Source organism: Halopseudomonas salegens (genome assembly GCF_900105655.1).
Taxonomy (GTDB): Bacteria; Pseudomonadota; Gammaproteobacteria; order Pseudomonadales; family Pseudomonadaceae; genus Halopseudomonas; species Halopseudomonas salegens.
On sequence record NZ_LT629787.1, the window covers coordinates 1894998 to 1918667 of the forward strand.

The window sequence follows — 23670 nt, forward strand, 5'->3', positions numbered from 1 at the left end:
TGACTCCTGTTCAGTCGAGCTTGAAGTGGGCCCGGGCAGTAGCTATCGGCTCATCCGAACGCGTTTGCCAGGCCGTTACTGCCACATTACCTACTCGACGCCCCTGACGCCAGACCTGACAGGTCGCATAGGTATCCCGATCCAGGCCGGCACGCAGATAATCAATGGAAAAATCGATGATCTTGGGGAAGTTCTGACTGCTCATGAAAATCATCAGATGCAGCCAGGCGGCTTGCTCCATAAAACCGGCAATGACTCCACCGTGAATGGCTGGAAGCACCGGATTCCCGATATTGCCGGGTGATGTCGGCAGATGAAACACCACTTCTTCACCCAGGCGCATGACCTGGATGCCGATAGTCCGGGCATAGGGAATCAGCTCGATCACCGGGGCATAATTGCCACTCGCGTGCGCCTCGCGCAGCAACTGTTCAATTTGCTGGGCACTCATACCGGGCCTCCTGCATGCTTGCCGCCACCCGGCATCGATCCGGATTTGCCCAGACGCATGAAAGCCCCGACAACATGAGCAATCGGTTCATCCCGGTTGTCCTGATAAGCCACCCCACGGGTAAAAATAACCGCCGAGGTCAGACGATAACATTCAGCAAACCCGTAAATCGGTTTATGTGGCTCGGCCGGGTGCATGTAATCAATGCGCAGGTCCAGCGTTGGGCATATCTCGAACTCGGGCAGATAGCATACGGTGGAGATGCCGCAGCAGGTATCCATCAGGGTGGTAATGGCTCCTCCGTGTACAACACCAGTGAACGGATTGCCGACGATAGCGTCCGAATAAGGCAGTTTGAGGACCAGCCCTTGTTCGTCAGCCTGCTCTACCGTCATGCCCAGCTCCTGACAGTGACGCAGAATTGATAAAAAGCTGTTCGCTCGCTCAGCGATAGAACTCATGCAAAAACACCTGATAATGACTCATAACCTGGGCATATTACCTTGTCTGATCGCTTTCGGGTTTGCTTTTGTTGCCACCCCGGCTCTATTCTTGGTGCGGGCTGCAGGAACGTCAGAGCCCCTTTCATAGTAAAACCAAGGAGTTCTCAATGAAAAAGTTTGTTGCTACGACTGCACTACTTGCGAGTATCGGCTTGTTGGCTGCCTGCCAGAGTGAACCGGAACCGGAAGATCATATGGAATCAGCCGCTGAATCCATGTCTGACGCGGCAGAAAACGTCGGCGATGCCGCATCCGATGCTGCCGATGCCACCGAAGAAGCAGTCCGCGAAGCGACTGGCAACGAGCGCACGACCGGAGAGCGCATCGAGGATGGCGTTGAATCAGCCGGTGAAGCCATGGGCGACGCCTATGACAGCTCGGCTGAATACGTGGAAGAAAAGGCAGAAGATGCCCGTGAAGCCATGTCCGACGATCAGTAATTATTTTTGCTGGCCGAGGCCCTGCCTCGGCCAGCATCTGATCAGCCGAACAGCGGGCTGAGCAACAAGAGTACCGAACTGATAAAACCCACGCCCCAGACCAGACTGCGCAACAGGTGTACATCCTTGATGTACAACACGGTGTAACCGATTCTTGCCAGTACGAACAACGCTGCCAGCGTATTCACCAGCGTTCCCGCACTGCCCGTCACCTGGGCAACCAGCACCCCGGCAGCAAACACCGGAAAAGCCTCAAAGTGATTGGCATGCGCAGCCATTGCGCGCGCACCCCAACCGGTAAGCGCGGCCTGTTGCGCGCGTGGGTGACGGTTGTCATAACCTTTGTTTCCCGAACGCGCCATGGCGACAGCAACCGGCGCCTTGGTTGCTACCAGCAGCAAGGCTGCGATGAACAGACACCACAGGGGAAAACTCATCAGACAGACTCCTTGTTATTGTCAGTCTGCGGGGTCGGGGTATAAAGCATGGCCCGCAGCACGTCAGAATGAAACTCTCGCCGATACAGTACGCCAACCACTCCCGTGGTGACCAGAATGAAAATCCATGGATTGATAAACCAGCTCAGCGTAGCCAGGGCAAAGTAAAAAGCACGCAAGCCCAGGTTGAACTCATGCGCCGCCATCGACAACACCCGGGCTCCACGCTCAGCATAAGCCTTGCGCTCGGCTTCGGTAACATTCTTTTCCCCGACAATGGGGGCCGAACCGACCAGTACCGAAGCAAAGTTGTACTGCCGCATCCCCCAGGAAAAGGTAAAAAAGGCATAAACGAAGATTGCCAGCAAAACCAGTAGCTTGAGCTCGGACACCTCACGACTGACGGTAGTAACAAACGGCAGATCCTGCAGCAGGCTTTGTGCCCGATCGGTCGCCCCCAGTACAGCCAGCAGGCCCGCCAGAATCAGCAGTGTACTGGAAGCAAAAAACGCGGTATTGCGCTCCAGATTGCCCACTACGCTGGCGTCGGCAATCCGTTGATCGCGCAACAGCAACCGGTTCATCCAGTCCAGCCGGTAGAGATGCAGTATGCTGGCCAGACAGGCAGTATTCTTTGCCTTGTAGTCGGCGTAACGGGTATAACCTACCCAGCACAACATCAGCCATAGAAAAGCAAACAGGTTCAACCAGATATCATCGGCAGAAGGGATTGCAGGCAAGACAGTCTCCTTTAACTACATGCAGCGGAGTATTCATTTTCATCCGCCAGGCTGTCATTACTTTAGCACCAAAACAGAGCCCGGGGACTGACTCTCAGCGCCAAAAGTACTGCAAGCCGCATCCTGCAGATATAAAAAAACCGCAGCCGGAGCCGCGGTTTTTTTCAACTGACGAAAGGGACTTACTGCTTGATTTCCCAACCGGTCAGTTCTGCCAACGCCTTGCCGATTTCAGCCAGCGAACGCACGGTTTTAACCCCGGCATCTTCCAGCGCAGCAAACTTCTCGTCTGCCGTACCTTTGCCGCCGGAAATGATCGCGCCGGCATGACCCATGCGCTTGCCCGCCGGAGCTGTGACACCCGCGATGTAGGATACGACCGGCTTGCTGACATTGGCCTTGATATAGGCCGCAGCCTCTTCCTCGGCACTGCCACCGATCTCACCGATCATGACGATGGCTTCGGTCGCCGGATCCTTCTCGAACAACTCGAGAATGTCGATGAAGTTGGAACCCGGGATCGGGTCGCCACCAATACCAACACAGGTGGACTGGCCAAAACCGGAATCCGTAGTCTGCTTGACCGCTTCATAGGTCAGGGTGCCGGAACGGGACACGATACCGACCTTGCCCGGCAGGTGAATGTGACCGGGCATGATGCCGATCTTGCACTCGCCGGGCGTGATAACACCCGGGCAGTTCGGCCCGATCAGGCGCACACCCAGCTCGTCGCACTTGACCTTGGCATCCAGCATATCCAGCGTCGGGATACCTTCGGTGATGCACACGATCAGCTTGATGCCGCTGTTGGCTGCTTCCAGGATCGAATCCTTGCAGAAGGGAGCCGGTACATAGATAACACTGGCTTCAGCGCCGGTTTCGGCAACCGCTTCAGCAACGGTATTGAACACGGGCAGGCCCAGGTGGGTAGTACCACCCTTGCCGGGTGTTACGCCGCCAACCATCTTGGTGCCGTAGGCAATGGCTTGTTCGGAGTGGAAAGTGCCCTGGGAACCGGTAAAGCCCTGGCAAATGACTTTGGTATCTTTATTGATCAGGATGCTCATTATTTACCCTCCGCGGCCTTGACGACTTGCTGGGCAGCGTCGGTCAGACTGGTTGCAGCAATGATGTTGAGGCCACTATCGGCCAGAACCTGGGCGCCAACATCGGCGTTGTTGCCTTCGAGGCGAACCACGACCGGCACTTTTACGCCGACTTCCTTGACTGCACCAATGATGCCTTCGGCAATCATGTCACAGCGCACGATGCCGCCGAAAATGTTGACCAGCACGGCTTTGACATTGCTGTCAGACAGGATGATCTTGAACGCTTCGGTGACGCGTTCCTTGGTTGCACCGCCGCCAACGTCAAGGAAGTTGGCCGGGCTGCCGCCGTGCAGGTTGACGATATCCATGGTACCCATGGCCAGACCGGCACCATTGACCATGCAGCCAATGTTGCCTTCCAGCGCCACGTAGTTCAGTTCGAACTGGGCTGCGTGGGCTTCACGCGGATCGTCCTGCGACGGGTCGTGCATGGCGCGCAGCTTGGGCTGGCGGTACATGGCGTTGCCGTCGATATTGATCTTGGCATCCAGGCAATGCAGGTCGCCGTCTTCCTTGATCACCAGCGGGTTGATTTCCAGCAGGGCCAGATCATAGTCGGCAAACAGCTTGCCGAGACCAACGAAGATGTTGGTGAACTGCTTGATCTGGTTACCGGTCAGGCCCAGCTGGAACGCCAGCTCACGACCCTGGTAGGGCATCGGGCCCACCAGCGGATCAACCGTAGCCTTGAGAATCTTTTCCGGGGTTTCTTCGGCAACCTTCTCGATTTCCACGCCACCTTCGGTAGAGGCCATGAAAACGATACGGCGAGTCGAACGATCAACCACCGCACCCAGGTAGAGCTCCTGGGCAATGTCAGTGCAGGACTCAACCAGAATCTTGGTCACTGGTTGACCATTGGCGTCAGTCTGGTAGGTCACCAGACGCTGGCCCAGCCACTGTTCGGCGAATGCCTTGGCATCGTCCTTGTTCTTGATCAGCTTGACGCCACCGGCTTTACCGCGGCCACCAGCGTGCACCTGGGCTTTGACTACCCACATGTCACCGCCAATCTTGTCGCACGCTTCTACTGCTGCTTCGGGCGTATCGACAGCGAAGCCCTTGGAGACGGGAAGGCCATACTCGGCGAAGAGTTGTTTCCCCTGATATTCGTGAAGATTCATGCTTGTCTACCGTTTTGATCGTGTAGGAATTGCGTTATCGGCTACAGCAAACCACCCTGCAACCGGCCTGGATCCTGTTTAGGAACCTGCCGACCGGAGCCGGCGTACCATCCCGGGGTCAACCGAAACCGGCGAATCAGACTGCGACTCGCCGGTCATGCGGGCGCTAGTTTAACGCTTCTTGCGGTTGGCTACATGGATGGCGTGACCATTGACTGCCAGGGCCGCTTCTTTCAGCGCCTCCGACATGGTCGGGTGTGAGTAAACCATCATGCCCAGATCCTCGGCACTGGTGCCGAATTCCATGCCAATGGCACCCTGCTGCACCAGTTCGGCGGCAGCCGGACCAATGACATGCACACCCAGGACGCGGTCGGTTTTGGCGTCAGCCAGCATCTTGACCATACCGCCAGTATCATTGGCAGCCATGGCTCGTCCGCTGGCGGCGAAGGGGAAAACCCCAACCTTGTATTCGACGCCTTCCGACTTCAGTTGTTGTTCGTTTTTGCCCACCCAGGCAATTTCCGGGTGGGTGTAGATGACCGAGGGCACCAGGTCGTAGTTCATTGCGGTCTTCTGCCCGGCAATGCGCTCGGCAACCATGACGCCTTCTTCCGATGCCTTGTGGGCCAGCATGGCGCCACGCACCATATCACCCACTGCATACACGCCGGGTACGCTGGTCGCGCAATAGTCATCCACGAAGATGATATCGCGTTCATCCTTGTCGACACCGCAATCGGCAGCCAACAGGTTTTCGGTATAGGGGCGGCGGCCAACGGCAACAATCAGCTTGTCGAAAGTCAGCTGCTGTTCGCCTTCGGCATCGGTAAAGAACACGGTAACCTGTTTGCGCTTGATCTCGCTGCCGGTCACTCGAGCGCCCAGACGAATCTGCAGGCCCTGCTTGGTGAAGGTCTTGTGCGCTTCTTTGGCAATCTGCTCGTCAGCCAGACCCAGAAACTGCTCCTGGGCCTCGAACACAACCACTTCCGACCCCAGACGACGCCATACTGATCCCAGCTCGAGTCCAATCACGCCGGCGCCAATCACGCCGAGCTTCTTCGGTACGCTGGTGAAATCCAGTGCGCCAGTGGAATCGACGATGATGTCATCGGTCAACGGCGTCGGAGGAATCTCGATCGGACGTGAACCGGAGGCCAGCATGACATTTTCCGCTTCATAGACCTCGGTTTCACCATCCGGCCCGGTCACTTCGACTTTCTTGCCGGCCAGGAGTTTGCCATGGCCTTCGATACTGGTCACGCCGCTGGCCTTGAACAGGGCAGCAACACCGCCTGTCAGCTGCTTGACGATCTTGTCCTTGCGCTCGATCATTGCCTTGACGTCGATGCTGACACCTTTGGCTTCGATACCGTGAATCTTGAAACCTTCCTGGGCTTCATGGAATTTCCATGAGGAATCCAGCAGTGCCTTGGACGGAATGCAACCGACGTTGAGGCAGGTCCCGCCCAAAGCCAGCTTGTCATCCTTGTCGGTATACTTTTCCACACAGGCGACGCTCATCCCCAGCTGGGCAGCACGAATGGCACCGACGTAACCACCGGGGCCCGCACCAATCACGATCAAATCAAATTTTTTGCTCATAACCCAATTCCTCTATATGCAGCAGGCGGTCGCGGCCGCTCGCAAGCGACCCGACGCGCGCATAAATGTTGCTGATCAGACTTCGAGCAGCAGACGTGCGGGATCTTCCAGCAGGTCCTTGATGACCACCAGGAAGCTCACTGCTTCCTTGCCGTCGATCAAACGGTGATCGTAGGACAGGGCCAGATACATCATCGGCAGGATAACCACTTCGCCATTGACTGCCATCGGCCGTTCCTGGATCTTGTGCATGCCCAGAATGGCCGTTTGCGGCGGATTGACGATGGGTGAAGACAGCAGCGAGCCAAACACGCCACCGTTGGAAATGGTGAAGGTGCCACCGGTCATTTCCTCGATCGACAGCTTGCCATCACGCGCTTTGCGGCCGTAGTCGGCCACCCCGCCCTCGATCTGGGCCAGGCTCATGAATTCAGCGTTGCGCAACACCGGCACCACCAGGCCACGGTCGCTGGATACAGCCACGCCAACATCCATATAACCGTGATACACAATGTCATTGCCATCAATCGAGGCATTCACGCCGGGGAAGCGCTTGAGCGCCTCGGTGACCGCCTTGACGAAGAAGGACATGAAGCCAAGACGCACACCGTTGTGCTTCTTCTCGAACATGTCCTTGTACTTGCTGCGCAGCTCCATGATCGGCTTCATGTTGACTTCGTTGTAAGTGGTCAACATCGCCATCGACGATTGGGCGTCCACCAGGCGCTCGGCAACCCGGGCACGCAAGCGCGTCATGGGCACGCGTTTTTCCTGACGATCACCCTCGCCCACCTGCACAGCTTCTGATTGAGCCGGCTTGGCCGCAGGCTTTTCTTCAGCCTTGGGTGCGTTTTTCTTCGCCTCGATGGCGTTGACCACATCTTCCTTGGTGACGCGACCATCTTTACCGGTGCCCTTGATGCTGCCAGGGGCAATGCTGTTTTCTTCCGCCAGTTTGCGCGCCGCAGGTGACAGCAGAGGTTCTTCGTCACTATCGCCAGCGTCGGCCTGTTTGTCATTGCCGGCCGGGGCAGCCTCTTCCTTTTCCTTCACCGGCTTGTCACTGCCACCCGAAGCGGCTTTTTCGCCATCCTTGAGAGTGCCCAGCACTTCGCCGCTGAGAACGGTATCACCTTCATTCTTGATGATCTCGCCCATCACACCATCGGCTTCCGCCAGAACTTCCATCACCACCTTGTCGGTTTCGATGTCTACAACGAGTTCGTCGCGCTTGACTGCGTCGCCGGGCTGTTTGTGCCAGGTTGCCACGGTACCGTCAGCGATGGACTCGGGGAATGTCGGGGCTTTGAGTTCAATAGCCATTGTTGATCCTTATCGATTCGTCTTGTCGTCTGCCGGTATTTACGCTTTCAGCGCGTCTTCGAGCAGTTTTTCTTGCTGTTCCGCATGCATCGATGGATGGCCACAGGCCGGTGCAGCCGAGGCTTCCCGTCCAGCGTAGTCCAGATACAATTCTTTTACCTTGTGATCGGCGAGTACCCGACGCATGTGATGCTGGCTGCAATACCAGGCACCCTGGTTCATCGGCTCTTCCTGACACCAGACGACCTTCTTCAGGTTCTTGTAAGGCGCCAGAACCTCGGCCAGGTCCTCTTCCGGGAATGGATAGAGCTGCTCAATGCGAATGATCGCAACATTGTTCAGCTCTTCATTGCGCCGCTTCTCCAGCAAATCGTAATACACCTTGCCACTGCACATTACGACGCGATCAACTTTTTTCACATCCTGCTCGTCATATTCCGGCATGACGGGCTGGAAGGAGCCATCGGCCAGATCTTCGAGGCTGGAAATCGCCAGCTTGTGACGAAGCAATGATTTCGGCGTGAGGGCAATCAGCGGCTTGCGCAGCGGGCGAATGACCTGACGACGCAACATGTGATAGACCTGTGCCGGCGTCGAGGGTACACAGACCTGAATATTGTGTTCTGCACTCAACTGCAGGAAGCGTTCCAGTCGTGCTGAGGAATGCTCCGGGCCCTGGCCTTCATAACCATGCGGCAACAGCAGGGTCAAACCGCACAGACGGCCCCACTTGTGCTCGCCACTGGTGATGAACTGGTCGATGACCACCTGTGCTCCGTTGGCAAAATCACCAAACTGGGCTTCCCAGATCACCAGCACATTGGGTGTCGTGGTGGCGTAGCCATACTCAAAAGCGACCACCGCCTCTTCCGACAGCAGCGAATCATAGATATCGAAGCGCGGCTGATTGGCATCCAGGTTGGCCAGCGGGACATAGGCATCGCCCAGATCGCCCTTCTGGTTATGCAATACGGCATGGCGGTGCGAGAAAGTACCGCGGCCCACATCCTGGCCACTGATCCGCACGGGATGACCTTCATGCAGCAGAGTGGCATACGCCATGGTTTCGGCAAAACCCCAGTTGATTGCCAGAGCTCCCGCCGCCATTTTGCGCCGATCCTCGACAATCTTGCTCACCTGACGCTGCAACACCAGGCCATCGGGCAGGGTATTAAGCCGACCTGCCAATTCCTGCAGGGTCTTCAGGTCAAACCGGGTATCGTGGCGCGCGGTCCACTTGTGGCCCAGATAGGGTGCCCAATCGACAAAGGAGCTGACATCCGGCTCCTTGACCAGACTTTTGACCACGTGATCGCCGTTATCCAGGGCTGTTCGATAGTCTTCGAACATTTCCTGAACGCCCTCTTCAGTCAGGGCCTGTTCAGCAATCAGGCGCTCGGCATAGATTTCACGCGTGGTTGGATGCTTGGCGATCTTGGCGTACATGTGCGGCTGGGTACCCGAGGGCTCATCAGCTTCATTGTGTCCACGACGGCGGTAGCAAACCAGATCGATCACCACGTCGCGCTTGAACTGCATGCGGTAATCAACCGCCAGCTGGGTCACGAACAGCACCGCTTCAGGGTCATCACCGTTGACGTGAAAAATCGGTGCCTGAATCATCTTGGCGACGTCGGTGCAGTACTCGGTGGAGCGCGCATCATCCTGACGACTGGTGGTGAAACCGACCTGGTTATTGACGATGACATGGATGGTGCCACCGGTCTTGTAAGCCCGGGTCTGGGACATCTGGAAAGTTTCCATGACCACGCCCTGGCCGGCAAAGGCCGCATCACCATGGATGCTGATCGGCACAACCTTGTTGCCATCGCTATCCTTGCGGCGGTCCTGACGGGCGCGTACCGAGCCTACAACCACCGGAGACACGATCTCCAGATGCGAAGGGTTGAACGCCATGGCCAGATGGACTTCACCACCGGAGGTCATTACGTTGGATGAGAAACCCTGGTGGTATTTGACGTCACCGGAGCCCAGATCAACCTTCTTCTTGCCTTCAAACTCGTCAAACAGCTCACGCGGATTCTTGCCGAGAATGTTGACCAGCACATTCAGGCGACCCCGGTGAGCCATGCCGATAACAACCTCGTTGGTACCGTAGGAACCGGTGCGCTGAATGATCTCGTCCAGCATCGGAATCAGACTTTCACCGCCTTCGACACCAAAACGCTTGGTGCCCGGGTACTTGGTGCCCAGATACTTTTCCAGTCCCTCTGCCGCGGTCAGGCGCTCAAGCAGGTGGCGACGCGCATCCACGGAAAAGGTCGGTTTGCCACGCACGCTTTCCAGTCGCTGCTGAAACCAGCGACGTTGATTGGAATCGACGATGTGCATGTACTCGGCACCGAAGGTCGCGCTGTAGGTCGACTTCAGGGTTTCCATGACATCAGCGAGGGTGGCTTCGTCCTTGCCGTCCTGCAGTTCACCGGTGCGGAACACGGTATTCAGGTCGGCATCGGTGAGTCCATAGTCGGACATTTGCAGATCAACGATTTCTTCCCGCTGCCAGAGCTCGAGCGGATCCAGACGCGCTGCCTGGTGGCCACGCATTCGATAGGCCTGGATCAGACGCAGGACATCCACTTGCTTCTTCTCGTGGTCGACACTGACCGCGCCTGCGGACGAGCTGCTGGTGGCAGCTACCGGGCGGCGGTTGTTCTGGGTAAGAAGCTGGAATTGATGGCGTACGGCGGAGTGGGAAACGTCCGTGGCAGCATGGCCATTGACCTGGGGCAGCTTCTGGAAATAGCTGCGCCACTCATCGGCAACACTGTTCGGATCTTGCAGGTAGAGCTCGTAAAGCTCTTCAACATAGGAGGCATTCCCGCCGGATAGATGGGAAGTACTCCACAGCTGCTGCATATCGCTGTCTGACATGCTTGGTCACCCTCATAAAGGGGGACACCACCTGGCGCAAAGACCATTAATTGGCAGTCACCTGCCTTCCGCGCAGAACATGTTATAGGGCACCGCATTGTCCCTGCCGATAACCCTGCCAACCATATTCTGCCAAACCGGAATTTGCCGGCCCCGACAGATAGTTCGGGTGTTACCCGATTGTCCCTGTTGGTTGTGCTACTAAAACAGGCTGCGGCTTTTTGGGCTACAGCCCGATCTGTGTAACCGGCGCCCTATAGCAGGCGCCGGCACAGGTTCAGTCTGTGCAGACTCAGGTACCGCTTTGCAGCAACATGTTGCGAATGTGGCCGATCGCCCGGGTCGGGTTAAGACCCTTGGGGCACACATTGACGCAATTCATGATGCCGCGGCAGCGGAATACGCTGAACGGATCATCCAGTGCAGCCAGACGCTCATCGGTTTTGGTGTCACGACTATCCGCCAGGAAGCGGTAAGCCTGCAACAAACCAGCTGGACCAATGAACTTGTCCGGGTTCCACCAGAACGAAGGACATGACGTGGAACAGCAGGCACAGAGAATACACTCGTACAGACCATCCAGCTTGTCACGCTCTTCCGGCGACTGCAGGCGCTCGATAGCCGGCGCCGGCGTGTCGTTCTGCAAATACGGCTGAACCTTCTCGTATTGCTTGTAGAAGATGCTCATATCGACGACCAGGTCACGAATTACCGGCAAACCTGGCAATGGACGCAACACCAGCTTGTTGTTCTTCACTACGTCGGACAAGGGCGTGATGCATGCCAGTCCGTTCTTGCCATTGATATTCATGCCATCGGAGCCGCACACACCCTCACGGCAGGAGCGACGATAGGACATGCCGACATCCTGCTCTTTGACCAGGGCCAGTACGTCAAGCACCATCAGGTCCTTGCCACCGGTATCGACCTGAAAATCCTGCATATACGGAGCGCTGTCACTCTCCGGGTTATAACGATAAACACTGACTTGCAACATATCGGTCACCCTTAGTAGGTACGTACTTTAGGTTCAAAGGTTGGCACTGTTTTCGGCGTGAAGTTGACGGCCCGCTTCTTCAGCTCTTTGCTCTCGGGCATGAACAGACTGTGGCACAGCCAGTTCTCATCATCCCGGTCCTCATAGTCTTCGCGCGCGTGGGCGCCACGACTTTCGGTACGCAGGTTGGCCGCGATTGCGGTTGCTTCAGCCACTTCGAGCAGATTCTGCAGCTCCAGTGCCTCGATACGCGCAGTATTGAACGCCTGGCTCTTGTCGTTGATTTTGACCTTCTCGATACGCTCGCGCAGGTCAGCCAGTTGCTTGATGCCTTTTTCCATGAACTCGCCGGTACGGAATACACCGAAGTAGTTCTGCATGCAGCTCTGCAGCTCTTTACGCAGCGGAGCCACATCTTCACCGTCGGTACGCCCGTTAAGGCCGGACAGCCGGGCCAGCGACGTCTCGATATCGGACTCGGACGCGGTACGGTATTCGATACCGTCCTTCAGTGCGCTTTCCAGATGCAAGCCGGCCGCACGACCGAACACCACCAGATCCAGCAGCGAGTTGCCACCCAGGCGGTTGGCGCCATGCACGGATACGCAGGCCACCTCACCGACGGCAAACAGACCTTCAATGATTTTGTCATTGCCACTGGCATCCTGGGTAATCGCCTGACCATGGATATTGGTCGGGACACCGCCCATCATGTAGTGACAGGTCGGAACCACAGGAATCGGTGCCGTGACCGGATCGACGTGGGCAAAGGTCTTGGACAGCTCACAGATACCCGGCAAGCGACTGTGCAGCACTTCCTCACCGAGGTGATCCAGCTTGAGCATGACGTGATCACCATCCGGACCACAGCCGTTGCCGGCGAGAATTTCCTTGACCATGGAGCGCGCAACAACGTCACGACCAGCCAGATCTTTGGCATTGGGCGCGTAGCGCTCCATGAAACGCTCGCCGTCCTTGTTGATCAGGTAACCACCTTCACCACGGCAACCTTCGGTTACCAGGGTACCGGCACCGGCAATACCGGTCGGGTGGAATTGCCACATTTCCATATCCTGCGCCGGCACGCCAGCACGCAGGGCCATGCCCATACCGTCGCCGGTGTTGATCAACGCATTGGTAGTGGAGGCGTAGATACGCCCGGCACCGCCGGTGGCCAGTACCGTGGCCTTGGAACGGATATAAACGGTTTCACCGGTTTCAATACAGATGGCGATTGTACCCACCACGGCACCATCCTGGTTCTTCACCAGGTCGACCGCGTACCACTCATTGAGGAAGGTGGTGTTGTGCTTGACGTTGTTCTGATACAGCGTATGCAGCAGCGCATGACCGGTACGGTCAGCGGCAGCGCAGGTACGCGCGGCCTGAGTCGGGTCATCCGGACCTTTGGACTGGCCACCGAACGGACGCTGATAAATGCGACCCTGCTCGGTACGCGAAAACGGCAGCCCCATGTGTTCGAGTTCGAATACGGCTTCCGGGCCCACCGAGCACATATACTCAATGGCATCCTGGTCGCCGATATAGTCGGAGCCCTTGACGGTGTCATACATGTGCCAGCGCCAATCATCATTCGGATCAGCAGAGGCAATGGCGCAAGTGATGCCGCCCTGGGCCGACACTGTGTGCGAACGGGTCGGAAACACCTTGGTGACCACAGCAGTCTTGTGACCACCCTGAGCCAATTGCAACGCGGCACGCATGCCGGCCCCACCACCACCGATAATGATGGCGTCAAAAGTCAAAGTACGCATATTAGCCATTTAGATACCCCAAAGAATCTGCACGCCCCAGACGAAGAACACGAACATGGCAAGACCACACAACGCCTGGAACAGGAAGCGAATGATGGTCGCGGATTTGCCGATGCCCATGGGAGTCAGGTAGTCGGTGGAAATAGTCCACATTCCGACCCAGGCATGAACGCTGAGGGCCACCAGTGTGAGCAAGCTGAAGATGCGCATCCAGTTCTGGCTGAACAGTGCTTGCCATTCAGCATAGGTCAGACCCGGATTGAAAATCAGAAAACCAAGCAGGAACAACACATAGGCTGCCAGGACAACCGCGGAAACACGCTGCGCCATCCAGTCGTAAAGACCGCTGCGCGACAGATTGGTGACGTTGGTTACCATACCCAGACCCCCAGGAGAACAATGCAGATGGCGGAAAGCACGATCACGATCTTCGCGCCCAGTTTGCCGCTTTCCAGCTCTTCACCGATGCCCGCATCCATCACCAGGTGACGAATACCTGCAATCAGGTGATAAAGCAGCGCCGACAGCACACCCCAGACGACCAGCTTGGCCAGGGGATTCTGCAGGAAGTCTTGAACTTGCTCGAAACCAGCTTCGGAACTCAACGATGTATCCAGCATCCAAAGCAAACCAGCAATGAAGAGGAACAGGATGACGCCCGAAATACGGTGAGCAATTGACGTATAAGCGGTTACAGGAAGCTTGATTGTCCTGAGATCTAGGTTGACAGGTCTTTTGCTATTCACGGCTATATTCACACTCATGGCCCTGAGGTCAGGGCTGGATTATTGGAAGGTGCACGCTTTTGGGTACCCCAATGCCTTGTTTTTGCGCACTATACAGCTCTGTGCCAAGGTCATTTTGCCGGTGATGGAGTATAGAGACTTGCCCCCCTTATTACAATGCGCCGGACCCTTCGCAGCTTTGCAGAATGCGTCTGCATGGCCGCTGGGCGTTCAATTCCAGAGGCATAATAAAAGCTTTTTATTGACCCGATATCCATTCACAATCGGTATAATTGACAAACCGATTTATCACCTTATAGTGATGCGGGCCCTGCGTGGGGGGTCACACTTTCGATACCAGCAATTTAAGGAGGCCATCAATGGCTGACAAGAAGGCGCAGTTGATCATCGAGGGCGCTGCCCCCATTGACCTGCCTGTTTATTCCGGAACACTCGGCCCTGACGTCGTCGACGTACGCGGGCTGACCGGCGAAGGCTTCTTTACCTTCGATCCAGGCTTTATGGCCACCTCATCCTGTGAATCAAAGATCACCTACATTGATGGCGAAAAAGGTGTCCTTCTGCATCGCGGCTATCCGATCGAGCAATTGGCCGAGAATGCCGACTTCCTGGAAACCTGCTACCTGCTGCTCAATGGTGAATTGCCCACGGATGCCGAAAAGGCCGAGTTCGTCAGCACCATCAACAATCACACCATGGTGCATGAACAGCTGAAAACATTCTTCAATGGTTTCCGTCGCGATGCACACCCGATGGCCATCATGTGTGGCGTTGTTGGTGCACTGTCTGCCTTCTACCACGATTCGCTGGATATCAACGACGCCAAGCACCGACAGATTTCGGCCATTCGCCTGATTGCCAAGATGCCGACGCTGGCAGCCATGGTCTACAAGTACTCCCAGGGCCAGCCACTGATGTATCCGCGCAATGACCTCTCCTACTCGGAGAACTTCCTGCACATGATGTTCAACACACCCTGTGAAGAGAAGAAAGTCAACCCGGTACTGGCCAAGGCCATGGATCGCATCTTTGTCTTGCATGCCGACCACGAACAGAACGCGTCGACCTCGACCGTACGCCTGACCGGTTCCTCTGGTGCCAACCCTTTCGCCTGCATCGCTGCGGGCATTGCCGCTCTCTGGGGGCCTGCTCACGGTGGTGCCAACGAAGCCGTACTGAGCATGCTGGATGAAATCGGTGACGTTTCGAACATCGAGAAATTCATCGCCAAGGCCAAAGACAAGGACGACCCGTTCAAACTGATGGGTTTCGGGCATCGCGTTTACAAGAACTTCGATCCGCGCGCCAAGGTAATGAAGCAGACCTGCGATGAAGTGCTGGCCGAACTGGGGATCAACGATCCGCAACTGGAACTGGCCATGAAGCTGGAAGAAATTGCGCGCAACGATCCTTACTTCAAGGAGCGCAACCTGTACCCGAATGTTGATTTCTACTCAGGTATCATCCTCAAGGCAATCGGCATCCCGGCGTCCATGTTTACCGTGATCTTCGCTACCGGTCGCACACCTGGCTGGATCGCGCACTGGAACGAAATGATCAGCGGCCCGTACAAGATTGGCCGTCCGCGCCAGCTGTATACCGGCTCGACCCAGCGCGATTATCCGACGAAGTAAATCCGCTGCTCAGACATGTCTTCAAGAGCAAGCCAGACATTAAAAAACCCCGCCTGAAAGCGGGGTTTTTTAATGTCTGTCAATTCACATGTTCCGACACTAAATCAGCTCATGTATTCCGGCCCGACCCCGAGGCCCCAGAAAATCACCGAGGTGACAATCATGGATACCAGCATGACCAGGCCAACCGCCAGGATAGAGCTGGAGAACATGAAGCCCTCTTCCTTGGAAATACCCATGAAAATCGGGATACCCTGATAAAGCAGGAAGGTCGTGTAGCCAATGGCGGCGATGCCAACCAGCATGCCCAGCCACAGGCTCGGATAAAGACCGGCAACACCGGCAAGAAACAGCGGCGTCGCCGTGTAGGCGGCAAACACGACACAGTCATTCAGCGTCGGGGTGGAGGCATAGGTACGCGCCATCCAGTGAATAAAGCCACCCATTACGGCAACGCCGACAAGCATGGCGAGGTACGCCAGTACGGTCATTTGCAGAGCACTGGACTGAGTCAGCCTGACTGCCTCGGACCCACCGATACTCCAACCAACCTGAGTGGTGCCAATATAGGCTGAAACCGCCGGAATGGCGGCAAGTATGAGCACATGCGTGAGATACATATGGCCGATCGTTTCGTCTTCACCCTTGATATCCTTCCATTCCTGGTCCGGATGAGTGAACAACCCCAATACGTGATGGATCATGGTCTGACCTCCTGATTATTATTCAGCCCACCAGCAATCGTTGTGCCAGCGAGGACAGAAGGTGCGACCTCTTGTCGCATCCTCCTTGTCTAGGACTATAGCCAAATTCAGTATAAAAAGTGTCGCTTACCTTAGAGAGATTCGCGACTTCAAACCTTCCCGTAATAGCGTTGAAGAATTAAGAACGCATCATTGATCGCTTGTGCATCCGCCGTTGAACCGCCCCGATCGGGATGATGCTGACTGAGCATTTGCCGGTATCGTCGCTTGATCTGCCCGGCAGTAACCGGCTCTTGCAGGCCAAACAGCCTCAGGGCACGCGCATGTTCAGCAGGCGGAATGCTGGATCGTCCCTGAAAAAAATCACCCAGCAAGCGCTCGACGTCATCGGCATTGGTCTCAACCCATTGCCCCCAGTCAAGATAGTAGCTGCGCATCGGGTCTTCTCGCTGCAACCCTGCATACCCGGGCAACCTGGGCCCCAGACGAATCGTCAGCGCATGAATATCCAGTTGCTGGCCTTGGCCGGCAACTTCGTCCGCCAACTTGTACAGCTCGTGAAAGAGCAAAAAATGCAGCTGAAACAAGCTGAGTGGCTCACGCAGGGCGCCAGGCACAGCAAAGGGGGATGCGGGAAACTCGACAGCCAGCTGCTTGATCAGGCCGTACTCGTCGATACCTTGCGGAACAGTGCGCAGCAGATTCAGCAACCTGGCCGAAAAATCAGCTGGCAGCAAGTCTTCTGGTTGCAATTGCACGGCACTCATCGCCTCAGTTTAGCCAATACAGTTCGGATAAAACACCGCAGATTGAAGGAAATGTCAGCAAAGTGTCATTACCCGTTCATCAACATTGCGTTTGATAGAGCCTTCAATTTCAGACTGCAGGATATCCAGATGAACAGAGCGATGATACCGGGACTGGCGGTACTGACCGCCACCCTTTTGTCCGGCTGCCTTTCCAGCGGCAGTTCTTCCGACAGCAACGATGTCACTCCACCCCAGGTAATCACTCCCGAGCGGATTCAATTGAGTTTGCTGGGCCGCTACAGCGCCGGGGAGTACGACGTCAGCGCTGCGGAAATACCGGTCTATGATCCGGAGAACCGGCAAATCTTTGTCGTCAACGCCCGCAATGGTGCCGTTGATATTCTTGATGCCAGTGACCTGTCCAGCCCGGCCTACCTGAGTACCCTGACTGTGGATGACGTTGCGGCAGATGCCGTGGTCAACAGTGTGGCCTACTTCAACGGTCTGCTGGCAGTGGCTATTGAAGCCAGCCCGAAAACCGAGCCGGGTTATGCCGCCATTTATGATGCCACGACCCTGGAACGATTGAGCCTGACCGAAGTTGGCGCACAGCCCGACATGCTCGTTTTCAGCCCGGACGGTAGCCACTTGCTGGTGGCCAACGAGGGCGAGCCCAGCGACGATTATCAGATCGATCCCGAGGGTTCGGTAACCGTGATCAGCCTCGATGGCAGCAGCATCAGCAACGTCCGAACCGCTGATTTCTCGGCGTTCAATGGACAGCGACAGGCACTGCAGGATGCCGGGGTCCGCATTTTCGGACCGAACGCGTCGGTGGCAGAGGACATGGAGCCGGAATACATTACCGTCAGCGCAGACAGCACCACCGCCTGGGTCGCCTTGCAGGAAAACAACGCCCTGGCCAGGCTGGATGTCGCCAGCGCCACCATTACCGATATTTTGCCGCTGGGTTTCAAGGACCACGGCCTGCCGGGCAATGGCCTTGCAGCCAGTGACGATGAAGACGAGATCAATATCCGCACCTGGCCGGGGCTGGTCGGCATGTATCACCCGGACAGCATCAGCAGCTACACCGTGGATGGCCAAACCTACATTGTCACCGCCAACGAAGGTGATGCCCGGGCCTGGGGAGAAGACAACCAGGCTTACTGGGATGGAGATGCAAGCCAGGGGTTTGTCGAAGAAATACGCCTCAAGCACCTGGTGCATCGCAATGGCTTTGCGCGCCGCGTTGGTGATGACATGCCGGCGCAACTCAACCAGCTGGCCAATGGTGCGTTGCTCAACCCTGACGTTTTTGCCTACTGTGGCGCCAGTGCCGGGGAGCCCGGAGACTGCCGCGAAGATGAGATGCTGGGGCGCTTGACTGTCTCCTGGGTCGATGGCTACCGGAAAGATGCCAGCGGCAACCCGGTACTGTTCGACGCCAGCGGCACCGAAAACCCGGCGGGTGACCGTCTGATGTACGACCAGATATTTGCCTTTGGTGGCCGCTCTTTTGCTGTCTGGGATGAGGATGGCAACCTGGTCTGGGATTCCCGTGATCAAATCGAGCAGTTCATTGCCAGTGACGAGTGCATGGCAGGGTCGGAACGCAGCATTCCATGCAAGGACTTCTTCAACTCCAATCATTCTTCAGGTGACAGCTTCGGCAACCGCTCTGATAACAAGGGGCCGGAACCTGAAGGGGTAGCCATAGCTACGCTGGGTGAGAAAACCTTTGCCTTTATCGGCCTTGAGCGTATGGGCGGCATTCTTGTGTACGATGTCAGCAACCCGAGCGCTCCGACCTTCATGGATTACTACAACACCCGGGAAAACTTCATCCTTGATCCCGAAGATAACCTGGCTGAAGTCGGCGACCTGGGTCCGGAAGGTCTGGTTTTCGTCGACGCTGCAGACTCACCGAATGGTGAAGCCCTGCTGATCGTCGGCAACGAAGTCAGCGGCACTACGGTGATTTATCAGGTCAACCAGCTGGTTGACTGACTGTAGAAAGGTGCCGGCTGTTTTCCCCGGTCCGGCACCTTGCCCCACTTACCCGGGATTAAACCTCATTCTCTTCCTGCCGCTGTCGACTGTCCCGTACCGCCGTCAGAAAGCCCTCTCCCCAGTGACGAATATCGAAGTGACTGACAACGCTGAATAGCTCGCGAATACGCGCTTCGCGCTCGGCTCGACCCAGCGTCAAGCCGACGTACAGGGTGTCACGCAGATCGTGCGGGTCATGTGGGTTGGTCAGGAGCGCACCATGCAACTCCGCTGCTGCACCAGCAAACTCGGACAGCACCAGCACCCCACGCCCTTCGCATAGTCCCTGCGTAGCGACATATTCCTTGGCGACCAGGTTAAGGCCATCACGCAGCGGCGTTATCCACATGACATCCGCCATCAGGTAGTAAGGAATCAGTTCCTTGAACGGAATGGCGCGATAGAAAAACTGTACCGGCGCCCAGCCAACCTGGGAAAAACGCCCATTGATGCGTCCGACCGCCTGTTCGATCTGCTGCAGCAAGGTCTCATAGATGGTCATTTCCTTGGCCGCAGGTACGCACACAGTAATCAACGTGACCTTGCCGACCAACTCCGGGTGCGCCTCGAGCAGAGCTTCAAAAGCCTCGAGCTTGGCCAGAATCCCCTTGGTGTAATCCAGTCGCTCGACCGAGAGCACCACACGAATCCCGGTCAATTGCTCACGCAGGGTTTTCATCAAGGCCTGAGTCTCACGGGTATTCACCAGACTGCGAACCCGCTCGACATCCAGCCCGACCGGATGGGCGCCCAGACCGATTTGCCGGTTATGCACCTTGATCCGGGTCGTCATGTTGTCGAGCCCGACGGCACAACCATAGGTGCGGTATCGTGGTGCACAGGACTGGGTTTCAAGCACTTCGACCGGTGCAACGCCACGGACTACGTCGACAAAATTCTCCGCCTGACGGGGAATATGAAAACCGACGTAGTCGCACTGCAACAAACTGCCAACGATTTCCCGCCGCCAGGGCAAGACATTGAACACATCTGCCGAGGGGAAATACGTGTGATGGAAGAAAGCGATGGTCAGGTCGCCCCGCAAGGGCCGCAGAAACGCCGGCACCATCCACAGATTGTAATCATGGATCCAGACGACCGCGTTTTCTGCAGCCTCTGCGGCTACCCGCTCGGCAAACAGCCGGTTGACCTTGAGAAACACCGCCCAGTCATCCTCACGGAACACTGCCCGCTCCCAGAACGTATGCAGGGTTGGCCAGAAGGCTTCCTTGGAGAAACGCTTGTAGAACACATCGACGTCATGCTTGCTCAAGGCAACGCGCGCGGCGGTCAGTTTGGGGTAGTGCTCCTTGTCCACACTGGTGTGCACTTCAAAAGGCACTGCACTCCGCGGCTCATGCACCGACCAGGCAACCCAGGCTCCTGGTTGATCCGTCGAAAAGAAACTCAGCAGGGTGGGAATGATCCCGTTGGGTGAGGTCGGCGGCCGACGAATCAGCTTGCCCTGCTCCATCACCTCTTCGTACGGCAGGCGGTGATAGACCATCACCAGCTCAGACTTGCCCTTGACCTGCAAGTCCGGCAATTCGGAATCCACCCCCAGGGGGCCGAGGAAGCCAAAATGCCCGAAAGCTTCGAGGATACCGCCGCAACCGCTCAGGCGTGCGTGCAGGACCCGCGCCCGATCAGCGGTTGCATCCAGCAAGCCCGCTTCCGATTCACCCACACACACACCCTTGAAGCCCTGCTCATACATCGACAGATCGTTCAGGGTGTCACCGGCAACCAGCACATCATCAAAAGGCACACCGACATGCTCGACCAGGCGCTTGAGCGAACTGCCCTTGTTTACCCCGCGCGGCAGGCAATCCAGATACATGCCGGCAGAGAACAGTGCATCACACCCCAGGGACTGGATTGTCGCCACCAGCGCGTCAGTCACCGCCTCAGGTTCACAGAACCACGAACAGCGGCGCTGTTGCGGTACTTCCTGCCGCTCCAGTCCGGGAAAGCCTTCCAGTGCCCGCATCACCGGCCACTCACCCGGCCAGTTGGCTTCGATCTCCTGTTGCAGCGGATAGACCGGCTGCAAATTATGCCCATCCACCAGGGTCGCCCCGACATCACTGATGATGTAATCCGGGCGTGGTATCGCCGGGTCGGACAATAGCGGCTCAACCACTTCCAACCCACGACCGGTAACAAAAACCAGGGTAATACCCGGGTGGGCAGCAATCAGTTGGTAGAGGCGCTGGCGATTCTCCGGATCGCCAGCCAGAAAAGTCCCGTCCAGATCGGTGGCTAACAACATCAGCATTCTCCTGCTCACCGAACAGACGCTTTTCTCATTCAGTCGTCTGTCCGGGATGGGGTTTCAGGATGCGGAGCATGCTCCTCATCCAGCATCATCTCGAGTACAGCCGGTGATGTGCGCACCATAGGCACGTAATGCGCCGCTGATTCGACAATCTGGTCCTTGCCTTTGCGCCAGTGCTGCCAGGCATGCACTGCGCTGATGCCGAACATCAACATGAAAAACAGCGGCAGGGCCTGTGGTGCCCACCAGCCCATAAACCACCCTGCAAGCGCCGGGCCAACTGCGGCACCGCCGCCATGCAACATCAGCAGCGCAGCATTTCCCGGCAGCACTTCTTCCTGATGCAGATGATCCATCATGTGGGCGACCACACTGGGATATACGGCAAATGAACCGCCACCAAAGACCGCTGCAGCCACCAGTAACCAGTGCCCGTAGGGCCCCAGTATCGCCATCATCAAGCCGCCAAAGGTCGCAATGGCAGCAATGATAGCCAGCGCCAGACGCCGGTCCACGCGGTCAGACAACATACCCATCGGCCACTGCAACAGTGCGCCGGCCAGAATCACCAGGGAAATAAACCAGGCAATATCCCCGGCTGACATGCCCATGCGCCCGGCGTAGACCGCCCCCAGGCCCCAGAAGCCACCCATGGCCAGGCCAGACAACAAGCTGCCGGCACAGGCCACCGGCGCTGCCAGCCACAAGGTACGCAATGGCAACCGCGCCGTTTCGCCAATCACTGGCTGAGGCAAGCGTGTCGCGGCCAGTGGCATCACTGCCAGACACATCAACACCGCCGCCAGAGCGAACAGCGTGAAAGTCATCGGGCTGTCCAGGTGCAGAAATTGCTGCGCCACCGCCAACGACATCAGGTTCACAGCCATGTAGCTGGAAAAAACCCGGGCTCGATGCTCCTGCGGGGCCTGACTGTTAAGCCAGCTTTCAATCACGGTATAAATCCCGACCAGCATGAAACCGGTCAATACCCGAAGTGCGATCCATACCCATGGATTAACCATCAGGACATGCAGCAGGACACAGGCGGCGGTTGCCGCCGCGAAAAAAGCAAAGGCCCGGATATGCCCCATACGCCGGATCAGCCGTGGCCCCAGCAAGGTGCCGAGAATAAAGCCGACGAAGTAGGCCGAACCGAGCAACCCCAGTATCTGGTCAGTAAAACCTTCGCCAGCACCACGCAATGCCAGCAGTGTATTGAGCAAGCCGGTACCCAAGAGTAACAAGGCAATACCGAACAATAGGGCGGTAATCGGGAACAACAATTTCACCATGGGACCTGTCTCCTGAGTCGATAGAGGGGTTCCAGGCAGGTTTGGGCAGGGGTCAACGTTGTTTATTGCAACTCGTTGACCGCTGGCTGGCATGCCGCCAGTCCAGCTAAAGCAAGCACCGATAAAGGGCCAGCCGGATTTGTTATGGGGTATGCAGTGGCTGAAGCACTGCTTTCAGCAGTCAGCTACCTGAACACAGCCTAACCAACCATGGCGAGATGTGCCAGTTGACAGTCCGGCCGGACTCAGGTCGCATGGAGCTCAAGGCAGTTCAGACCAGGAGCCGGACATGACAAAAAAACGCTTGCTGATTGTGGCCCACGCCCCCTCGGAGAACACGCGAAAACTGGCTCAGGCCGTCCTCAAAGGTGCGGAACATGAGGATATCGAAGCGGTTGAAGCGGTGTGGAGGCCACCACTGGAAACGCAGCCGGATGATCTGCTGGCCGCTGACGGGGTGATTCTGGGCACTACGGAAAACCTCGGGTATATGAGTGGCGCCCTGAAAGATTTTTTTGATCGTTGCTATTACCCGGTACTGGAGCAAAAGCAGGGCCTCCCCTGCGCCCTCTACGTTCGCGCCGGCCACGACGGCACGGGCACCTTGCAGGCGATCAGGACCATAGTGACTGGCCTGCGCTGGCAATGGGTGCAGGAGCCGCTGTTGTTCAAGGGTGACTGGCAGGACGATTTTCTTGCGCAGGCCGAAGAGCTCGGGCTGTATATGTCCGCCGGCCTGGATGCCGACATTTTCTGATCCTGGCAGCCTCGGCCAAACTTCCTGACAAAAGCCTTCTGGAACAGGCCTTTCAG

21 protein-coding genes are annotated in these 23670 nt (G+C 56.8%); 4 read left to right on the forward strand and 17 right to left on the reverse strand.

The features are described 5' to 3' along the window. Window positions 1–10: 10 nt before the first annotated feature. Both BLU07_RS08520 and BLU07_RS08525 read right to left on the reverse strand, forming a co-directional pair. A complete protein-coding gene (locus BLU07_RS08520; protein ID WP_092385998.1) occupies window positions 11–451 on the reverse strand; it encodes a PaaI family thioesterase in 441 nt (146 codons plus the stop codon). Beyond that, the gene (locus BLU07_RS08525) at window positions 448–912 is read right to left on the reverse strand and encodes a PaaI family thioesterase (RefSeq protein WP_092386000.1); all 465 of its coding nucleotides are present in this window, start codon (window positions 910–912) and stop codon (window positions 448–450) included. Before BLU07_RS08525 ends, BLU07_RS08520 begins: the two co-directional genes overlap by 4 nt. A gap of 149 nt (window positions 913–1061) precedes the next feature. Between BLU07_RS08525 and BLU07_RS08530 the strand changes: the two genes are divergently transcribed. After that, on the forward strand, window positions 1062–1394 hold the full coding sequence (locus BLU07_RS08530; protein ID WP_092386002.1) for a hypothetical protein: 333 nt from the start codon (window positions 1062–1064) through the stop codon (window positions 1392–1394). Window positions 1395–1435: 41 nt separating this feature from the next. On the opposite strand, the gene BLU07_RS08535 is transcribed toward BLU07_RS08530, so the two are convergent. The 11 genes from BLU07_RS08535 to sdhC form a co-directional block, all read right to left on the reverse strand. Then, entirely contained in the window at window positions 1436–1831 is a 396-nt protein-coding gene (locus BLU07_RS08535; RefSeq protein WP_092386004.1) for an MAPEG family protein, read from the reverse strand. Beyond that, window positions 1831–2562 (reverse strand): DUF599 domain-containing protein, encoded by a 732-nt coding sequence (locus BLU07_RS08540; protein ID WP_407920109.1) that lies wholly within the window; start codon window positions 2560–2562, stop codon window positions 1831–1833. Before BLU07_RS08540 ends, BLU07_RS08535 begins: the two co-directional genes overlap by 1 nt. Window positions 2563–2753: 191 nt before the next feature. Then, window positions 2754–3638 (reverse strand): succinate--CoA ligase subunit alpha, encoded by an 885-nt coding sequence (gene sucD, locus BLU07_RS08545; RefSeq protein WP_092386006.1) that lies wholly within the window; start codon window positions 3636–3638, stop codon window positions 2754–2756. Beyond that, a complete protein-coding gene (gene sucC / locus BLU07_RS08550) occupies window positions 3638–4804 on the reverse strand; it encodes an ADP-forming succinate--CoA ligase subunit beta (RefSeq protein ID WP_092386008.1) in 1167 nt (388 codons plus the stop codon). Before sucC ends, sucD begins: the two co-directional genes overlap by 1 nt. 171 nt (window positions 4805–4975) lie before the next feature. Then, complete coding sequence (lpdA, locus tag BLU07_RS08555; protein WP_092386010.1) at window positions 4976–6412, reverse strand: dihydrolipoyl dehydrogenase; 1437 nt, start codon at window positions 6410–6412, stop codon at window positions 4976–4978. A gap of 75 nt (window positions 6413–6487) precedes the next feature. Then, window positions 6488–7735, reverse strand: coding sequence for a 2-oxoglutarate dehydrogenase complex dihydrolipoyllysine-residue succinyltransferase (gene odhB / locus BLU07_RS08560; protein WP_092386012.1), 1248 nt, complete (start codon window positions 7733–7735; stop codon window positions 6488–6490). A 39-nt stretch (window positions 7736–7774) separates the two neighbouring features. Beyond that, on the reverse strand, window positions 7775–10630 hold the full coding sequence (locus tag BLU07_RS08565) for a 2-oxoglutarate dehydrogenase E1 component (RefSeq protein ID WP_092386014.1): 2856 nt from the start codon (window positions 10628–10630) through the stop codon (window positions 7775–7777). Window positions 10631–10922: 292 nt separating this feature from the next. Continuing rightward, window positions 10923–11627: a succinate dehydrogenase iron-sulfur subunit gene (locus BLU07_RS08570; protein WP_092386016.1), complete on the reverse strand. Its 705-nt coding sequence runs from the start codon at window positions 11625–11627 to the stop codon at window positions 10923–10925. 11 nt (window positions 11628–11638) lie between these two features. Beyond that, window positions 11639–13411 (reverse strand): succinate dehydrogenase flavoprotein subunit, encoded by a 1773-nt coding sequence (gene sdhA, locus BLU07_RS08575; protein ID WP_092386018.1) that lies wholly within the window; start codon window positions 13409–13411, stop codon window positions 11639–11641. After that, complete coding sequence (gene sdhD, locus BLU07_RS08580) at window positions 13412–13780, reverse strand: succinate dehydrogenase, hydrophobic membrane anchor protein (protein ID WP_092386020.1); 369 nt, start codon at window positions 13778–13780, stop codon at window positions 13412–13414. It lies immediately after the preceding gene. Beyond that, the gene (sdhC, locus tag BLU07_RS08585; RefSeq protein WP_092389710.1) at window positions 13774–14160 is read right to left on the reverse strand and encodes a succinate dehydrogenase, cytochrome b556 subunit; all 387 of its coding nucleotides are present in this window, start codon (window positions 14158–14160) and stop codon (window positions 13774–13776) included. Before sdhC ends, sdhD begins: the two co-directional genes overlap by 7 nt. Window positions 14161–14507: 347 nt before the next feature. On the opposite strand from sdhC, the gene gltA reads away from it, so the two are divergent. Then, on the forward strand, window positions 14508–15782 hold the full coding sequence (gene gltA / locus BLU07_RS08595) for a citrate synthase (RefSeq protein ID WP_092386024.1): 1275 nt from the start codon (window positions 14508–14510) through the stop codon (window positions 15780–15782). Window positions 15783–15886: 104 nt separating this feature from the next. Here the strand turns inward: gltA and BLU07_RS08600 are convergent, their stop codons facing one another. Both BLU07_RS08600 and BLU07_RS08605 read right to left on the reverse strand, forming a co-directional pair. Continuing rightward, on the reverse strand, window positions 15887–16486 hold the full coding sequence (locus BLU07_RS08600; RefSeq protein WP_092386026.1) for a Yip1 family protein: 600 nt from the start codon (window positions 16484–16486) through the stop codon (window positions 15887–15889). Window positions 16487–16635: 149 nt separating this feature from the next. Continuing rightward, window positions 16636–17244 (reverse strand): DNA-J related domain-containing protein, encoded by a 609-nt coding sequence (locus tag BLU07_RS08605; RefSeq protein WP_157719156.1) that lies wholly within the window; start codon window positions 17242–17244, stop codon window positions 16636–16638. A 138-nt stretch (window positions 17245–17382) separates the two neighbouring features. On the opposite strand from BLU07_RS08605, the gene BLU07_RS08610 reads away from it, so the two are divergent. Beyond that, entirely contained in the window at window positions 17383–19245 is a 1863-nt protein-coding gene (locus BLU07_RS08610) for a choice-of-anchor I family protein (RefSeq protein WP_092389712.1), read from the forward strand. Window positions 19246–19303: 58 nt separating this feature from the next. Here BLU07_RS08610 and ggpS read toward each other — a convergent pair whose 3' ends face one another. Then, entirely contained in the window at window positions 19304–21559 is a 2256-nt protein-coding gene (gene ggpS, locus BLU07_RS08615; protein ID WP_092386031.1) for a glucosylglycerol-phosphate synthase, read from the reverse strand. 38 nt (window positions 21560–21597) lie between these two features. After that, entirely contained in the window at window positions 21598–22857 is a 1260-nt protein-coding gene (locus tag BLU07_RS08620) for an MFS transporter (RefSeq protein ID WP_092386033.1), read from the reverse strand. A 289-nt stretch (window positions 22858–23146) separates the two neighbouring features. On the opposite strand from BLU07_RS08620, the gene BLU07_RS08625 reads away from it, so the two are divergent. Then, window positions 23147–23614, forward strand: a complete 468-nt coding sequence (locus tag BLU07_RS08625) for a flavodoxin family protein (RefSeq protein ID WP_092386035.1) — start codon at window positions 23147–23149, stop codon at window positions 23612–23614. Window positions 23615–23670 lie beyond the last annotated feature (56 nt).

Coding starts and splice junctions, on each gene's coding strand:
- BLU07_RS08530 (WP_092386002.1), top strand. CDS start 1,062: ATGAAAAAGTTTGTTGCTACGACTGCACTACTTGCGAGTATCGGCTTG.
- gltA (WP_092386024.1), top strand. CDS start 14,508: ATGGCTGACAAGAAGGCGCAGTTGATCATCGAGGGCGCTGCCCCCATT.
- sucD (WP_092386006.1), bottom strand. CDS start 3,638: ATGAGCATCCTGATCAATAAAGATACCAAAGTCATTTGCCAGGGCTTT.
- sdhA (WP_092386018.1), bottom strand. CDS start 13,411: ATGGCTAATATGCGTACTTTGACTTTTGACGCCATCATTATCGGTGGT.
- BLU07_RS08625 (WP_092386035.1), top strand. CDS start 23,147: ATGACAAAAAAACGCTTGCTGATTGTGGCCCACGCCCCCTCGGAGAAC.
- BLU07_RS08610 (WP_092389712.1), top strand. CDS start 17,383: ATGAACAGAGCGATGATACCGGGACTGGCGGTACTGACCGCCACCCTT.
- odhB (WP_092386012.1), bottom strand. CDS start 7,735: ATGGCTATTGAACTCAAAGCCCCGACATTCCCCGAGTCCATCGCTGAC.
- BLU07_RS08565 (WP_092386014.1), bottom strand. CDS start 10,630: ATGTCAGACAGCGATATGCAGCAGCTGTGGAGTACTTCCCATCTATCC.
- ggpS (WP_092386031.1), bottom strand. CDS start 21,559: ATGTTGTTAGCCACCGATCTGGACGGGACTTTTCTGGCTGGCGATCCG.
- BLU07_RS08600 (WP_092386026.1), bottom strand. CDS start 16,486: ATGATCCATCACGTATTGGGGTTGTTCACTCATCCGGACCAGGAATGG.
- BLU07_RS08520 (WP_092385998.1), bottom strand. CDS start 451: ATGAGTGCCCAGCAAATTGAACAGTTGCTGCGCGAGGCGCACGCGAGT.
- lpdA (WP_092386010.1), bottom strand. CDS start 6,412: ATGAGCAAAAAATTTGATTTGATCGTGATTGGTGCGGGCCCCGGTGGT.
- BLU07_RS08535 (WP_092386004.1), bottom strand. CDS start 1,831: ATGAGTTTTCCCCTGTGGTGTCTGTTCATCGCAGCCTTGCTGCTGGTA.
- BLU07_RS08525 (WP_092386000.1), bottom strand. CDS start 912: ATGAGTTCTATCGCTGAGCGAGCGAACAGCTTTTTATCAATTCTGCGT.
- BLU07_RS08620 (WP_092386033.1), bottom strand. CDS start 22,857: ATGGTGAAATTGTTGTTCCCGATTACCGCCCTATTGTTCGGTATTGCC.
- BLU07_RS08570 (WP_092386016.1), bottom strand. CDS start 11,627: ATGTTGCAAGTCAGTGTTTATCGTTATAACCCGGAGAGTGACAGCGCT.
- sucC (WP_092386008.1), bottom strand. CDS start 4,804: ATGAATCTTCACGAATATCAGGGGAAACAACTCTTCGCCGAGTATGGC.
- sdhD (WP_092386020.1), bottom strand. CDS start 13,780: ATGGTAACCAACGTCACCAATCTGTCGCGCAGCGGTCTTTACGACTGG.